The 14,996-nt window shown below is 61.3% G+C and carries 18 protein-coding genes and 1 tRNA gene; 13 read left to right on the top strand and 6 right to left on the bottom strand.

The features are described from left to right. The 3 genes from CQ13_RS46505 to CQ13_RS24630 all read left to right on the top strand — a co-directional run. The coding region (locus CQ13_RS46505; RefSeq protein ID WP_156433743.1) for an acyl-CoA dehydrogenase family protein at positions 1-107 on the top strand (107 nt) is incomplete at its 5' end. Positions 108-303: 196 nt separating this feature from the next. Further along, positions 304-1,461 (top strand): DUF898 family protein, encoded by a 1,158-nt coding sequence (locus CQ13_RS24635; RefSeq protein ID WP_057845429.1) that lies wholly within the window; start codon positions 304-306, stop codon positions 1,459-1,461. Between the two features lie 21 nt (positions 1,462-1,482). After that, positions 1,483-2,583 (top strand): M48 family metallopeptidase, encoded by a 1,101-nt coding sequence (locus CQ13_RS24630; RefSeq protein WP_057845433.1) that lies wholly within the window; start codon positions 1,483-1,485, stop codon positions 2,581-2,583. Between the two features lie 11 nt (positions 2,584-2,594). On the opposite strand, the gene CQ13_RS24625 is transcribed toward CQ13_RS24630, so the two are convergent. The 3 genes from CQ13_RS24625 to CQ13_RS24615 all read right to left on the bottom strand — a co-directional run bounded on the left by CQ13_RS24625 (position 2,595) and on the right by CQ13_RS24615 (position 5,249). Then, positions 2,595-3,593, bottom strand: coding sequence for a LysR family transcriptional regulator (locus CQ13_RS24625; RefSeq protein ID WP_057845428.1), 999 nt, complete (start codon positions 3,591-3,593; stop codon positions 2,595-2,597). 149 nt (positions 3,594-3,742) lie between these two features. Next, positions 3,743-4,555: a DUF2927 domain-containing protein gene (locus tag CQ13_RS24620; RefSeq protein ID WP_082637621.1), complete on the bottom strand. Its 813-nt coding sequence runs from the start codon at positions 4,553-4,555 to the stop codon at positions 3,743-3,745. A gap of 97 nt (positions 4,556-4,652) precedes the next feature. Continuing rightward, positions 4,653-5,249 (bottom strand): L,D-transpeptidase, encoded by a 597-nt coding sequence (locus CQ13_RS24615; RefSeq protein WP_057845427.1) that lies wholly within the window; start codon positions 5,247-5,249, stop codon positions 4,653-4,655. A 229-nt stretch (positions 5,250-5,478) separates the two neighbouring features. Between CQ13_RS24615 and CQ13_RS24610 the strand changes: the two genes are divergently transcribed. The 5 genes from CQ13_RS24610 (at position 5,479) to CQ13_RS44575 (ending at position 9,567) form a co-directional block, all read left to right on the top strand. Further along, positions 5,479-7,026 (top strand): acetolactate synthase large subunit, encoded by a 1,548-nt coding sequence (locus CQ13_RS24610; RefSeq protein ID WP_057845431.1) that lies wholly within the window; start codon positions 5,479-5,481, stop codon positions 7,024-7,026. Positions 7,027-7,165: 139 nt separating this feature from the next. Beyond that, complete coding sequence (locus CQ13_RS24605; protein ID WP_057845426.1) at positions 7,166-7,681, top strand: hypothetical protein; 516 nt, start codon at positions 7,166-7,168, stop codon at positions 7,679-7,681. A gap of 22 nt (positions 7,682-7,703) precedes the next feature. Continuing rightward, positions 7,704-9,023 carry a M20/M25/M40 family metallo-hydrolase gene (locus CQ13_RS24600; protein WP_057845425.1) on the top strand — a complete coding sequence of 440 codons (1,320 nt, stop codon included), beginning with the start codon at positions 7,704-7,706 and terminating at the stop codon, positions 9,021-9,023. 122 nt (positions 9,024-9,145) lie between these two features. Beyond that, a complete protein-coding gene (locus CQ13_RS24595) occupies positions 9,146-9,325 on the top strand; it encodes a hypothetical protein (RefSeq protein ID WP_156433882.1) in 180 nt (59 codons plus the stop codon). Between the two features lie 101 nt (positions 9,326-9,426). After that, complete coding sequence (locus CQ13_RS44575) at positions 9,427-9,567, top strand: hypothetical protein (protein ID WP_197427426.1); 141 nt, start codon at positions 9,427-9,429, stop codon at positions 9,565-9,567. 81 nt (positions 9,568-9,648) lie between these two features. On the opposite strand, the gene CQ13_RS24590 is transcribed toward CQ13_RS44575, so the two are convergent. Both CQ13_RS24590 and CQ13_RS46500 read right to left on the bottom strand, forming a co-directional pair. After that, positions 9,649-10,002, bottom strand: a complete 354-nt coding sequence (locus CQ13_RS24590; RefSeq protein ID WP_057845423.1) for a nuclear transport factor 2 family protein — start codon at positions 10,000-10,002, stop codon at positions 9,649-9,651. Positions 10,003-11,092: 1,090 nt separating this feature from the next. Beyond that, on the bottom strand, positions 11,093-11,221 hold the full coding sequence (locus CQ13_RS46500) for a hypothetical protein (RefSeq protein ID WP_283807522.1): 129 nt from the start codon (positions 11,219-11,221) through the stop codon (positions 11,093-11,095). 181 nt (positions 11,222-11,402) lie between these two features. Here CQ13_RS46500 and CQ13_RS24585 point away from each other — a divergent pair, with 181 nt between their 5' ends. The 3 genes from CQ13_RS24585 (at position 11,403) to dinB (ending at position 13,371) form a co-directional block, all read left to right on the top strand. Next, on the top strand, positions 11,403-11,603 hold the full coding sequence (locus tag CQ13_RS24585) for a hypothetical protein (RefSeq protein WP_057845422.1): 201 nt from the start codon (positions 11,403-11,405) through the stop codon (positions 11,601-11,603). A gap of 101 nt (positions 11,604-11,704) precedes the next feature. Further along, positions 11,705-11,854 (top strand): hypothetical protein, encoded by a 150-nt coding sequence (locus CQ13_RS43410; RefSeq protein WP_156433881.1) that lies wholly within the window; start codon positions 11,705-11,707, stop codon positions 11,852-11,854. Positions 11,855-12,123: 269 nt separating this feature from the next. Further along, positions 12,124-13,371, top strand: coding sequence for a DNA polymerase IV (dinB, locus tag CQ13_RS24580; RefSeq protein ID WP_057845421.1), 1,248 nt, complete (start codon positions 12,124-12,126; stop codon positions 13,369-13,371). A 66-nt stretch (positions 13,372-13,437) separates the two neighbouring features. On the opposite strand, the gene CQ13_RS24575 is transcribed toward dinB, so the two are convergent. Continuing rightward, positions 13,438-13,512 (bottom strand) — tRNA-Val (locus CQ13_RS24575). A gap of 376 nt (positions 13,513-13,888) precedes the next feature. Here CQ13_RS24575 and CQ13_RS24570 point away from each other — a divergent pair. Continuing rightward, a complete protein-coding gene (locus CQ13_RS24570) occupies positions 13,889-14,383 on the top strand; it encodes a hypothetical protein (protein WP_156433880.1) in 495 nt (164 codons plus the stop codon). A 162-nt stretch (positions 14,384-14,545) separates the two neighbouring features. Next, positions 14,546-14,992 carry a hypothetical protein gene (locus CQ13_RS24565; protein WP_057845419.1) on the top strand — a complete coding sequence of 149 codons (447 nt, stop codon included), beginning with the start codon at positions 14,546-14,548 and terminating at the stop codon, positions 14,990-14,992. Positions 14,993-14,996: the final 4 nt, after the last annotated feature.

Raw genomic sequence — 14,996 nt, 5'->3', positions numbered from 1 at the left:
CCACGGGCCGGCTGTTGCGTGACGCAAAGCTCTACGAGATCGGCGCCGGCACCAGTGAAATCCGCCGCATGCTGATCGGGCGGGAGCTGTTCGAAAAGACGGCGTAGCTCTTGCTCCTTCTCTCCGCTCTTGCGGGGAGAAGGTTGGGGTGAGGGGCTCTCTCAACGCAGGTGGTCCCAACGTGGCGCGACGGCTCCGCCCAGCCTCAAACCCGCGAGCTTCCGCGCACCTGTGGGACCTGGGTCACACAACGACCGGCAAATCTGTGGTTTGATCCGCTACCGTTCGCGCTGGAGTTGAACCATGAATCAGATGAGCTGGCCGCCGCAGGTGCCGCCACCGCAGCCCTTGCCCGCGCCGCCGCCAATGCCGGTGGCGTTTTCGGGCAGCCGCGGCGAATTCTTCGATCTGGTCAAGCGCGGCGCCGGGCTGGAATTCGTCACCCTCGGCTTCTATCGATTTTGGCTGCTCACCGATATCCGCCGCCATCTCTGGGCCAACACCCATGTCTATGGCGACGCCGCAGAGTATACCGGCCGTGGCAAGGAATTGCTGATCGGATTTTTGGTCGCGCTCGCGATCCTGGTGCCGGTCTATCTCGGCTACTTTCTGGTCGGCCTCGAGGCCGAGCATATCCAGGCGTTTGCCAGTATTCCGCTGATCGCGTTCTTCTATGTGTTCGGGCAGTTCGCGATCTACCGCGCGCGCCGTTACCGGCTGACGCGCACGGTGTGGCGCGGCCTGCGGTTCTGGATGACCGGATCGGGCTGGGCCTACGCGGCGCGGGCGACGCTGTGGGGACTGTTGTCGGCACTCACCCTTGGGCTGGCGCTGCCGTGGCGCGCGGCCGCGCTCGAACGCTACAAGATGCGCCACACCTTCTACGGCGACCTGCAGGGCAGTTTTGAGGGGCGCGGCTGGGAGTTTTTCAAGCGCGGCTGGTGGCTATGGCTGCTGGCGCCCGTCGCCATGATGGTGTATCCGCTCGCGCCGTTTATCTACGGGGCCTTCAAGGCAATCGAATGGCGCTGGTGGCTCTCGGGCATCCGGTTCGGTGGCGTGCGTGTCGAATCGTCCTTGCCCAAGAGCGCGTTGATCGGCCTGTACTGGAAAGTCATCGGCTGGATCGTCGTGCTCGGATTGGTGTTCTCGGCCTATCTGGCGCTGGCGGCGGTATTGGTCGCCAGCATGAGCGGCGATTCCTTCAGCGAGTTTTTCAAGTCCCAGGAATTTGCGAAGAGCATTCCGCTTCTGGTGCTCGCCGGTATCGGCTATCTTGCCTTCGCGCTGGCGATGAATATCGTGATCCGGGTCTATCTGTTGCGTGATCTCTGGGTCAGGGTGCTCGGATCGATCAATGTCAGCGGTATCGAGACAGCCGCCAACGTTTCGGCGCGCGGCGGAATGGCCAACGCGCTGGGCGAAGGATTCGCCGACGGCCTCGATGTCGGCGGCTTCTAAGGCTTCAGAGTCCTGATGGTCATGGATAGCGATACACCAACGCCTGCAAAATCCACCACGCTCGGTTCGGCGACCTATTTCGACGGAACGTCGAGCCGGCGGCGCATGGTGACGCTTCGCCTTGCCGAGCGGCTCGAAATCGAGGGCGAACAATCGCTGGCGGCGTGGATTTACGCCGACATTCGCCGCGCCGACAGTCCGGCCGGTATGCTGCGCCTGAGCTGCCTGAGCGCGCCCGCGCTGGCGCGGCTGGAGGTTCGCGACAAGGAGCTTGCCAACGAGCTGGTCTCGCGCTGCACCAAGATCGATGACCACATGATCGGCCGCCGCGGCGTTGCCGCCATCGTCGGCTGGTCGCTCGCGGCCGCTGCTTCCATCGTCGCCGTGGTGCTGTTCGGACTTCCGCTCGCGGCCGATCGCCTCACGCCGCTGGTGCCCGAAGCGTTCGAACGGCGGCTCGGCGATGTCGCAGACAGCCAGATCAAGACAATGTTCGATGCCAAGGTGTGCGACAATGCGGCCGGGCAAAAGGCCTTCACTAAACTCATTACCGCGCTTCGCGAATCCGCGGGCCTCGACACCTCGGTGCAGTCGGGCGTGCTGTCGAGCTCGTTGCCGAATGCCTTCGCGCTGCCGGGCGGCAAGGTCTATCTGTTCAACGGATTATTGGCGAAGGCAGAGAACGCCGATGAGATTGCGGGCGTGCTGGCCCATGAGCTCGGCCATCTCAAGCATCGCGACAGCATGCGCGCAATGATTCACAACGGCGGCACGTCGTTCCTGATCGGATTGTTGTTCGGCGATATCACTGGATCCAGCGCGCTGATCTTCGCCTCGCGCACGCTGGTGACGTCGTCGCATTCGCGCGAAGCCGAGACCGATGCCGACAGTTTTGCGATCGACGTCATGCACCGGCTCGGCCGGCCGGCGAAGCCGACCGGGGAATTGCTGCTTCGAGTCACCGGAAAGGAGGGCAAGGGCCTCTCCATCATCTCCACCCATCCCTTGAGCGAGGACCGGTTGGCAAGGATGAGCCGGCAAGACCCGCCGGCCAGCGGGCCGCCGCTGTTGACGTCAGAGGAATGGCGATCGCTGAAATCGATCTGCGACGGCAAATCCTGATCCGCTCTGGTTTACCTGCGGGCGCTCTTCCGTGATCTCGCCGCTTCGATCGGCGCAGGCGCCGTGCTCGCCGGCTTTAGGTCCCATACCGCCTGCATGGCCGAGAAGGCTTGTGCAATCATCGGCTCATGGCGCCGCGACGTCAGGCAGGCGAAACCGAGGTCGCAGGTCAGCGCCACCTTGTCGGCAATCACGAAATTCCGTTTGCCCGTGACGCGGTCGAGCACGCTGTCGCGGGCGAGGCCGAGGCCATTGCCGCCTTCGACAAGATCGATCATGGCTTCTTCCTGATCGGCGAAGGCGATGCGCTTCGGCGAAGAGCCGATCGGCCGGAACACGTCGTCGAGCAATCTCCGATGCGCCGAGTCATGCGGCGTTCCGATCCAGGGCAGGTCGGCGAGACCGGCCCAGTCCTTGCCTAGTACCTTGCCGCTCCATTGGAGTGGAGCGATCACGCGGTAGTCGAAGCGCGCCAGCGCCATGAGCTGGAACTTGCCATCATCGATGGTGCGTTCGGACAGCATCCCTGACGTAAGGAATTCGGCGGGCGTGGCATCGATGTAGTATCCCACGTCGAGCTCGCCTCTGCCGATCTGCGCCAGTACGTCCTCGGTCATGCCGTAGCGGAGGAAGACTTCGGTCTTTTTCGAGGAGGTGGCGAGGCTTCGCACGAACGGACCGAGCCGGATCGACTCGGGATCCAAGATCGTGCCGACGCGCAACGTGCCCCGCAGCGATTCGCGCAAGGAATCCGCCGCTGTCCTGAAATCTGCCGACGCCGAGACCGTCCGATGCGCCAGCGGCAGCAGGGCGGCACCCGCCTCTGTCAGGGTAAAGCCGCCCGGCGTCCGGTTGAAAAGCTGCAAGCCCGTGCTCTCCTCAAGACCCTTCAATTGCAGGCTGACGGCAGGCTGGGTGAGGTGCAGCAAGGTGGCCGCGCGCGAAACAGTGCCTTCGCGGGCCACGGTGATGAAACAGCGCAAGGCCTGGATCCGCGGCAGGTCGTTCATTTGAAGGACTTATAGCAAGCACCCATGACCCCCATTAGACAGGATTTGCTCTTGGAAGTCACAACCTTTCATCGATAAAACTTGGCGTTGTCGTTGGAAAAAAGTGGATGGCCCCGATTTGGGGGCCGAGACGGAATCGGGGCGCCCCCTCACTGCGGCAGGTTGTTGACCTTTCGCACCCAGGTGCGCACGTCGGCTAGCACATCCGGCAGCAGCGCCTTGACCTCCTGAACGGTCATGCCGGGCTTGATCCGGGGATCGTAGAGAAGGTTGAGGAGGTATTGGTCGTAGATATCGAAATAGCCCCTCGACACATTGTCGTTGAACATGGTCCAGGGCACGGTCGAGGTGTCGTTGATCGGCCCGAGCGACTGCAGTAATTCCTCATAGGCGCAGTCGAAGAAGACGAAGTCGCCATTGTCGATGGTGAGGATCACGTCGGAATGCTCGATTTCGAATTTCTCGTTCTTGCGAAAGCCGGACAGGCATTGCGGGTCAAGCGAAGAGCGAATCTGGCGCGCCCGCTCGCTGCCGTAGAAGGTCGCAATCGTACGCTGGAGATCGCGGTCGCGCACCAGCTTGACCTGCACATTGGCGTCTTCGCTGGTTTCGACCATCGCGATGTCGAGGTGCTGAACGCGCGCGGCGATGTCGGCGACGATCTTCGCGAGCTGCGCCTTGCGGTCGGCGCGCGTGCCGTCGGCGAACACCCGCACCGGCCCGTCATATTTGCGGATGCGGTCGACACGGCCGGCGAGATGATATTCGGCGCCGAAGGCGATCTTCAGAAAGCCCTCGACGATCTCGCTGTCGGTGAAGATCTTTTTCTCGGTGCGCTGACGCTGCGCGATGGCGGGAATATCGGCGAAAGCCGTGTACGGCGTGAAGGTTTCGCCGAGTGCCGCAGCGCACAGAGCAGCCGCTAGCGTCCGTACATACAGGAATCGGCGGGGCGTGTGCATTCAAACAACGCTGCAGCAATTGGCGCGTGCGTGCAAGGCTTGAAAGGCTCGATCACGCGCTTGCGCGTATGACGCCCAACGCCGGGACGGCTATGGCCTAATTCCTCACGATAACCGGCGTGCCGATGCGGACGCGGCTATAGAGATCGGTCACGTCCTCATTGGTCATGCGGAAGCAGCCGGATGAGACCGCCTGTCCGATCGTCTCGGGCTCGTTGGAGCCGTGGATGCGGTACAGCGTCGATCCCAGATACATCGCCCGCGCGCCGAGCGGGTTGTCGATGCCGCCGGCCATGTGGCGCGGCAAGTCGGGCCGGCGCCTGAGCATTTGGGCCGGCGGTGTCCAACTCGGCCATTCCTTCTTTGCGGTGATGCGGTGGGTTCCGCTCCAGCGGAAGCCGTCCCGGCCTACACCAATGCCGTAGCGGATCGCCTGGCCGTTGCCGAGCACGAGATAGAGCCGGCGCTCGGCGGTGCTGATGAGAATCGTGCCGGGGGCGTAATTGCCGGCAAAGTAAACGGTCGTGCGCGGGATCGGACTCGATCCGCTGGGCATGCCGGGCCGAAAGAAACCGGGGCCGCCGCCCATGATGTCGCGCGAGTCTTCAAAGAAAAAGAGATTTTGGGCCTGCGCTTGGCCGGTCCCCACCAGCATCGTGATTGCTGCAAACAGCAAAGCAAAAGCCCGGATCATTTTTCTCCCTCGCGAAAAAATGTGAATATGCAGGTCGAGACAGGCCATAATTGCGGCGGTCATGCAAGCAACGAGCCTGTGACCACTGCCATTTTCAAACGCCGCGGTTAAAAAAGGCAACATGCCCTAAGCGATGGCTGCATTGTTCCGCTAAACCTTTGACGAAACGTGCGAACAATGTTTGATCGTCAGCGGCTCCAAAGAACAAAGCGCGAAGGGGAATGAGACCATGAACGGTGCGGAAAGTCTGGTGCGGACATTGGTCGCGGGCGGGGTGGACGTCTGCTTCACCAATCCCGGCACCTCGGAGATGCATTTCGTCGCTGCACTGGACCGGGTCGAGGGGATGCGCTGCGTGCTCGGCCTGTTCGAGGGCGTGGTGACGGGGGCTGCCGACGGCTATTACCGCATGAAGGGCACGCCGGCCTCGACGCTGTTGCATCTCGGGCCCGGCCTCGCCAACGGTCTTGCCAACCTGCACAACGCCAAGAAGGCCAATTCCGGCATCGTCAACATCGTCGGCCAGCACGCGACCTACCATATCGGCTACAACGCCCCGCTGACGTCAGACATCGAAGGGCTGGCGCGGCCGATGTCGTCCTGGGTGCGGACCTCGCCGGATGCCAAATCCGTTGCCGCCGATGGCGCGGCCGCTATCGCAGCCGCCAAGAGTTCGCCGCCGCAGATTGCTACGCTGATCCTGCCCGCCGACACTGCCTGGAACGAGGCCGACGGCATCGCGCTAGCGCCGGCGGAAAGCCAGCGCGCCAATTATTCCGCGCAGGCGGTCGACAATGCCGCCAAGGTTTTGCGCAACGGCGGCGCATCGACGCTGTTGCTGATGACCGGTAGCGCGCTGACCGAGCACGGGCTGGCGCTGGCCGCCCAGATCGCAGGCAAGACCGGCTGCAAGGTGATGGGCCAGACCTACAATCCACGCATGGCGCGCGGCAGGGGCCGGTTTGCGATCGACCGCATTCCTTACGTGATCGAGCAGGCGCTGCCGATCCTGAAGGATTTCAAGAATATCGTGCTGGTCGAGGCCAACGACCCCGTGGCGTTCTTCGCCTATCCGAACAAGCCGAGCATGCTGAAGCCGCAAGGGTGCGAAGTGCACCGCATGACCACGGGCGCCGAAAATTCCGTTGCCGCGCTGGAAGCGCTGGCTGGCGCGCTGCACGCGCACCCGCAGGACCGGCAGCCGCAAAAGATGGTCGAAATCGCCAAACCGACCGGCGCGCTGACGCACGCCTCGATCGCGCAGGCGATTGCGATGGCGATCCCGGAAAACGCCATCGTGGTCGATGAATCCATCACCACCGGCCGCGGCTTCTTTCCGCCGACGGCCGCTGCCGCCCCGCACGACTGGCTACAGAACATGGGCGGCTCGATCGGCTTCTCGACTCCGGTCGCGACGGGGGCCGCGGTCGCGTGCCCGGACCGCAAGGTGATCTGCATGGTCGGCGACGGCAGCGCGATGTACACGCTGCAATCGCTGTGGACGCAGGCGCGCGAAGGCCTAAACGTCGTCACGATCGTATTCGCCAATAAGATCTACCAGATTCTTCGCGGCGAATTCGACGGCGTCGGCGCCGGCGAGCCGGGGCAGCGCGCGCAGGACATGCTCAAGATCGACCGTCCCGACCTCGACTTCGTGGCGCTTGCCAAGGGCATGGGCGTGCCGGGCCGCGCGGTCGCCAATGCTGACGACTTCAACAAGGCGCTGGCGGAAGCCATCGCCGAACCGGGGCCGCGGCTGATCGAAGTGCAGATGTAGGGAATGACCATCGAAAGTTTTGAGCTAGCCGGAATGCCGCAATTATGAAATCGTCATTGCGAGCGTAGCGAAGCAATCCAGGAAACAAGACTGGATTGCTTCGTCGCTTCGCTCCTCGCAATGACGGTGCGGAGGTCAGATGCAGACCGAACTGGACAAGGTCATCACCGCACTTCACGAGTTTTATGCACGCGAAACCTTCCTGCTCGAACGGGATGTCGGCGAGCGCGCGCTGACGCACCGGCTGGCGGTGCAGTTCGAAAAGCACTTCCCGGGCTGGGAGATTGACTGCGAATACGACCGGCTCGGCGACCGTACGCTGCGGCTGCCGCACGGATCCACCGTCTCGACCGACGATCACCTCGCAAAATCCATCTATCCCGACATCGTGGTGCACCAGCGCGCTATTCCCAACAACCTGCTCGCGGTCGAGGTGCGAAAATCGGCCAATCACCAGCCGCTCGAACATGATCAGCACAAGCTGCGCGCGCTGACCGATCCGCATTTGTGGTTCGCCTACTGGATCGGCGTGCTGCTGACGCTGGGCAAGACCCACGTCGCGATGTCGGAGGTCTATACCAGCGGCGTTCTCGACCAGGCCCTGTCCGGCTGGTTCGCGCAGCGGCTGAAGGATGCAGGGCTAAGCGCAGGCTGAAGCCCGCGAAGGGAGATTTTTGATGACGCTCAGTCGATCGATCCTGGCCATCGCATTTGTCGCCGTCGCACAGCACGCTCTGGTGCAGCAGGCCGCCGCGCAAGCTCACGCACCCGATCTGGAAGCCATTCTGGCCGATCCCAAAATCGCCAAGACGCTCGACGACATCAAGGCTGACGACGAGCGGACCTTTGCCGAGCAGAAGCGCATCACCGAAATCCCGGCGCCGCCGTTCAAGGAAAAAGTCCGTGCCGAATATTTTCAGAAGCGGATGCAGGAGCTCGGCTTCAAGAATGCGTCGATCGACGCCGAAGGCAATGTGATCGCGCTACGCAAGGGCAGTGGCGGCGGCCGGCCCAAGCTCGTGGTTTCCGCGCATCTCGACACGGTGTTCCCTGAAGGCACCGACGTCACGGTGAAGGAAAGAGACGGCGCGATCGTAGCCCCAGGCATCGGCGACGATTCACGCGGTCTTGCAACATTGCTGTCGGTGATCAAGGTGATGAACGAAAACGGGATCGCGACCGTCGGCGACATCCTGTTCGTCGGCACGGTCGGCGAGGAAGAGCTCGGCAATCTGCGCGGCGTGAAGGCGCTGTTCCGCGATCACACCGATATCGACGGCTTCATCTCGATCGACGGGCTCGGCGTCACCCGCGTCGTCAACCAGGCGACCGGCAGCCATCGCTACGAGTTCATCTTCAAGGGCCCGGGCGGGCACTCGTTCCAGGAGTTCGGACTGCCGAGCGCGACGCACGCGATGGGCCGGGCGATCGCGAAAATTTCCGAGCTGCAGCCGCCGTCCGATCCGAAGACCACGTTTACCGTCGGCACCGTGACCGGCGGCACCTCGGTCAACGCCATCGCCGCGGAAGCGCGGATGGCCGTCGACATGCGCTCGAATTCGACCGAGGAACTGCTCAAGCTCGAGGCCCGGCTGATCGAACTCGTGAAGGAAGCGGTGGCGGATGAGAACGCGCGCTGGAAGTCCGACAAGATGACGGTCGAGGTAAAACTGATCGGCGACCGGCCGGCGGGCATTGTCGCGATGGATTCGCCGATCGTGCAGGCGACCCAGCGCGCGGTCTCTGCCGTTACCAAGGGGCCGCGGCCGACCTTTGCCGGCTCATCCACCGATTCCAACATCGCGATGTCGCTCGGCATCCCTGCCGTCACCATTGGCGGCGGCGGCGAGGGCGGCAACTGGCACTCGCGCAACGAATGGTACAAGCCAACCAACGCCTGGTACGGACCGCAGAACGCCCTGTTGACGGTGCTGATCCTGACCGGGCTCGACGGCGTGACCAAACCGGCGCTTGCGGTGCGAAGCGCCGCGAAATAGGGGCTAAACTGTCCCCAGCGCCGTTAACCATGCCCCCGATTGGACAAATTGTCGGCCAATTGCGGCCAAAGCGGTAACGGAACATCGTTCCCCAGTAGTTCTACGTGCGTAGGGGATGTGGCATGGCGTACAGGATCGTGGCGGAACGCAAGGACGAGACCGTCAGGATGGACCGAAGCAGCATGCTGGTGGCGGTTGCCAAAGCGCGGGTCTGGGCCAGCGAGGGATGGAAGGTCACCATCATCGTCGGCGACGAAAACGAGGTCGCACCGGCCGACGCGCGCCGGCTTTCCTTCGTCTGATCGAAGATTCGTGCGCCGCCTTTTCGGCGGCCTCCAAATAGAGTGGAACCGGGAACCCGGGCCGACGTTACACTCGCGGGCAGGCTTTTTGGAGCAATGCCATGCAGTGGCGGTCTGCAACCACAGACGCCGACGAAATGCGCGGCGCCGGCGACGACGACACCTCCTATGCAACCGGATGGACCATCAGTGGCCTAGCGACGCTCGGCACCATCGTGGCGATCTGGGTGCTTGGGATCTGATGTAACCCTATCTTTGCGCGACCCGCTTGCCACCGGTCATGAGCAGCGTCGTTCGCCACGACAGCCACTGGACGTTCGCCGCTATGCGGCGGATTTTACAGGCTCGCACGCCGTGAGCCGAATTTTGCCGGGTCGCGTGAAGCGGAAATGCGTTCTCATGATCCTTCCGTCGTAACCACGATAATCCAGTGAAATGCCGTCCTCCTCCGGCGTCAATGCGTCGATGGCGAACGCGTCGTTTCCCGCCCTGGCGAGCCGTGGCCGCCAATATCGTTCCATCTCTGATCGACCGTTGAAGCTGCCGCTCTCGCAGCATTCCACGGTGGCCGCATCGTCATACAGATCCAATAATGCGTCGAGGCGCCGCTGCTTACAGGCATCGATCCAATCGACGACAACACCTACAGCATCGAAACGGTTGTTCGTGTTTGCCATGTCCGGTCCTCCCGCGGATTACTAACGGCAAAGCGAATGAACACGTTCTAAACCAAGCGTTCAGACGCTGTTAGCTGGGTTCCCACATATGGAACTGCCGGGCGCTCCAAACGCATTTTCGCCAAACTGTTATTGGCTTCTGACTGCGGGGCAGGACCGTTTAAATCGGAGTCCTGCATGCTCAAACAAATTTTTGTTGCGTCTGTCCTTGTTGTAACCGGGTCGATCGCTTCGGAAGCCCGTCCTTCCCGTACCGCTCAAATACCCGAATGCAATGTGACCATGCCCTGCGACTTCTCGTTTTCGCAGCCTCGTCGTGAGCGGATTAATTCTTACACACATCAAGCGACCGCACAGAGTTACCGGCGCGAACTGGCGGACGTGAGTGTCGATCGCGGTCAAACGGTCGGCGGTCGTCCAGCCGGTTGTCCCCGCTCGTTCTGCGGCTGCGGTGCGTCTATACGTGTTTTCGGCCGGATCGTGCCTGGTCTAAATCTCGCATCCAACTGGCTGCGCTTTCCACGGACATCGCCAGCACCCGGAATGGTCGCTGCGCGGCGTGGGCACGTTTTCGTTCTAGAGCGACATGTCGAAGGCGATACGTGGATAGCATACGATGCGAACTCGGGCGGCCGCGCAACGAGAATTCATGCGCGCTCGTTACGCGGATACACGGTTGTTAACCCGCATGCTGCTTGACCATTAGTTCAGCCGCCGATGTAAATTCGAAGGTTGTGCCAGAATTGGCGCAGCCGCGTTGGCTGAAAAGAAAAGGCCGCCATTGCGCAACCTCTTTTCCTGAAACAGGAGTAGATTCAATTTAGATGATAATCTCGATCGGCGAGCATTTAATTCATTAGGATTGGCATTTGGCCGAACTTGATATCGAGGCGATCGTCACCGCGCTAATGCGGCTGCACTTGATCCCGCGGCTGCCATCGCGCGATAGGAACGAAAATCTGCGACCGCATTGGACCGCGTGTCACATATCCCCGATGCGACATTGACTGAAAGGACCTTAGCGCCGCCGCTGGGGCCTTTCTGCTGATGGCCTGCAACAAGGGCCCCGCTGCGAGCGCGGGACGCGCCTTTAAAACGCCCGGCGCCGCGGCGGCGGATCGGCTTGTGGGTGGCGCGCACGGGTGAGTTCGAAAACAGCGATCAGCGCGGCGCCCGCGATGATGGTGATGGCCGCCATCACAAGAAGGGTTGTAAGCATTGTTCGCTCCCGGAAAGTGCCGCCACTACGACGCTCCGAGAATCGTGTTCCGGCAAGACGGGCAAACTACGGGCCGCGACTTATTGGCGAAAGGAAGCAGCCTGCCCCGATGAGTCTGGTGCCGGACAGACGGCGACCCGGCCCGGGATTTCAATGGCCCTCGTGAACGAGGATCACGGGCATGCCAACACGACGGCGCATCAAGCATGAGAAGACGTTCGAAGAGCGGCTGGCGGGAGAGGCCAAGCGCTTCAGAGAGGCGGCAAGAGAGGCACAGCCCGGCATGGCCCGGGAACTGCTCTTGCGGCGGGCGCGACAGATGGAAGCCGCATCTCGGCTAAACGAATGGCTCCGCTCGCCCGGCATGAGGGCGCCGGAGTGAGCCGCCTCGGCTTCGCCTCTCTCTTCCTGCGACGGCCGCAACGAACTTCTCAAGGGGAACACGACGTTCTTGACACGGTTGCCCCGTCAGAGGAGGTGCCCATGACCGAAAAACCCACGCATGAACAGCTTGAGGAATTGAAGAGGCTCAGCCGAGAGGCCCGCGTCCCCGACGCGTCCGAAATCGTGACCTCGAAAGAAGAGGCCGAAATTCGCATCCGCGACCTGAAGGAAAAAGCCCGCATGGAATAGGTAGGCCGATTTCGATGCGCCGTGCGCGATGCGCCGGAGCCGTGTTCCTATTCAAAAAATTTCGAGGCGCCGGTGAGCCATGCGGTCAGCGGCGCCAATCTCATGGCGCCGCGTGATTGGCAAACAGGATCGCAGGGGAGCCTAGGCTGGAAAGCAACTTTCCTTGCAGCCTCCAGGGAAATGTCCAGCCCGGCTTGACAAGCATCCACGCAAGTTCTCATTATGTTCTCATGAGGACTTCAGTCAGATCTCGCGGGTGAACGGTCGGGATGGCTACGACAGCCACGATCCTTCATGCAGACCTGGACGCCTTTTATGCCTCGGTTGAGCAGCTGCTCGACCCTTCGTTACGCGGTAGACCCATCGCGGTCGGTGGCGGGGTTGTGCTTGCCGCTTCTTACGAAGCCAAGGCCTTCGGGGTCCGTAGCGGCATGCCGGGACGGCAGGCACGTGAGCTATGTCCACAACTCATCTTTGTTAGCGGCCATTTCAAGCACTACCAACGGCTGGGCGACGCCGCCATCAGGGTGATCGGCGATTTCACACCTCTCGTCGAGCGGATTTCCATCGACGAGGCCTTTGCCGACGTTGCGGGCTGCACCCATCTTTTCGGTGCACCTGCTGAAATTGCGGCCGCAATCCGCCAGCGCGTACGCACCGAGCTTGGCCTGCCGATCTCAGTGGGTGTCGCGCGCACCAAGCATCTGGCGAAAATCGCTTCGCAGGTAGCCAAGCCAGACGGGCTTGTGGTTGTCGATCCCGACACCGAACTGGAATTCCTTCACGAACTAACCGTCGAGCTGATGTGGGGAGTGGGTCCGGTCACGAAGGCGCGGCTTGCCGAAATCGGCGTGTTGACCATCGGGCAGTTGGCCAAGACACCGGGATGGTCGCTCGAACGGTTGCTTGGTCCCGCGACAGGCGAGAAACTCGCGGCGCTGGCGTGGAATCGCGATCCGCGGCAACTCAAGCCTCATCGCCGGGCCCGGTCGGCCGGGGCGCAGTCAGCGATTGGCAGGAAGCCGGCCGACGAGCAGATTATTCGACCCGCCCTGCTTCACCTTGCGGACCGCATCGCCGCGCGGCTCCGGGCAAAGTCCAGGCCCGGCCGAACCGTGACGGTCCGCGTTCGCTTCGCTGACCTGAACTCGGTCACGCGCTCGGTAACGCTCGGTGCGCCGATCTCCGCGACCGTGATTCTCGCTGAACTTGCCGAGGAACTGGTGCGCGCGGTCCTCGCAGATCACCCGGACGAGAAGGTCATCTCGCTGTTGGCGATCTCCGTATCGCATCTCGAGGAGAACTGGGATTTGGAGCTGGAGCTCCCGCTCGGACTTGAAGATGAAGCGCGCCGTCCCGGCAGCAGGCTAGGCATGGCCCGTTGGACGGCAGACTGTGCTGTCGACAAGATCCGCGATCGCTTCGGATGGGATGCGATCGGATACGGCGCGGCGACGCTGGGTGTTTCGCGTTCGGTGCCTGACGAGTTTCGAAAACTCGCCGAAAAGGATTTGTAACCGCCGGTCACTAGCAATCGCACGACTGAAGAAGGTAGCGCAGGCTGCTCGTCGGGTGTGGTTTTATGGTGGACGCACAAGGGATCGAACCTTGGACCTCTCCCGTGTGAAGGGAACGCTCTCCCGCTGAGCTATGCGTCCGGTCTCAAGCAATAACAACGGCTTAGTAGGGTATCGGCGGCGATCACGCAAGCCCGAAAGCGGCACGGATCGGCAACGTTTGGCACCCAAATCCGTGCAAAATCCGTGCAGTGATTTCCCTCCCTATTAGGACATCAGAACGGTTCTAGGGGCGAACTGTCCACAACCATACAGACGCATAATCGACTCTGTATTAGAATCCGTACTAAGATGCGTTCCGTAGATCGTTGTATTCAACAATCTACAGAGCGTATGGCTCTCTGTGAGCAACCGCTCATAGACATCAGTTAGCTATGGGAGAATGTATCGGGTGGTGAAGAAGACTAAGCCTGCGGCGAAACCTGTGGCTAAGCCAAGGACTAAGGATAAGAGCAGAGTGAACAGTGACGACCCTTTGGCCGACTTGGGCCTCGATGATACTGCCGCTGTAACGAAGCCGGTGACGAAGCCGGGAACGAAGCCTGCCACCAAACCGGCAGTCGAAGCTCCCGTCGAAGCCGCCGTCGAAGCTACTAACGGTGATGCGACCGAAGACAACGGACGTGACGAGGTTGAAGTCGGGGAGATCGAGTTCGGTTTCTCCGAGTACATCCCGACCGCGAAGCGCAAGGCTGAAGGATCGAAGTACAAGTTCGATGCACTTCAGGCTCCGCAGAAGAAGGGCGACAAGACGCTGTATGCACACTTCCGAGTGAAGTTGCAGCCCGGCGTTGATCCCGACAAACTACGACGCTCGGTACAGAGCGCGACTACACAAGCGAACCGGCAGGGTGCTGAAGCTGGAAAATACTTCGTGTCACGTACTGAGACGAAGGACGGAGTGTTCGTCGGTATGATCGTGTATCGTACTGACGATAAGCCGACGAAGTAATTCTCACTGCCTACTAAAATTTTTTCCAGAGTGTACAGGGCGGTCCAGAACGGGCCGCCCTTTTTCATGACGTAGAGGCCAACAGTAACAGCGTGAGGACAGGAACCATGAACAAATCATCCCTCGGCACACTGACAGTGCTAACGAAAGTGCGGCTTTCAAATGCAAGCTCTCGATCAGAACTTCAATGCCTTCATCTCGTCCCTGTACGACAACGGTATAGTACCGCCTGTCATGGTCCTACAGGACTGTGACGACGACCGCGAGCACTACAAACGCACTGGCTGCGTAGCTGTTCTCTCGGCGGACGAGGACGCAGACTGCGCCGTGTTTGGTGACTGGGGCAACTACTACGCCTTCGAGGGCTGGCTGGCCTTCAGATCGTTATCAAGGGCTGGGGACGAATTTCAGTTGATGGTGTCTGACGTTGTGAACAACGTTGAATGGTCTCCTGAGACTGCGGAGTGGATCAGCATCATTAGTGGCCTTGTGAACGTACAGGAAGAGTACGCAGACAAGTTCGGCCATTACCCCGTTGATCTTAACAAGTTCATCAAATCGTACATCCGTTACGGCGTGAACACTGTTCTGCGCGCTGACGTGTACTGAAGGA

Source organism: Bradyrhizobium retamae (assembly GCF_001440415.1).
GTDB classification, from domain to species: domain Bacteria; phylum Pseudomonadota; class Alphaproteobacteria; order Rhizobiales; family Xanthobacteraceae; genus Bradyrhizobium; species Bradyrhizobium retamae.
Note: the sequence above shows the minus strand (reverse complement) of the source record. Positions and strands in the feature narration are given on the sequence as shown.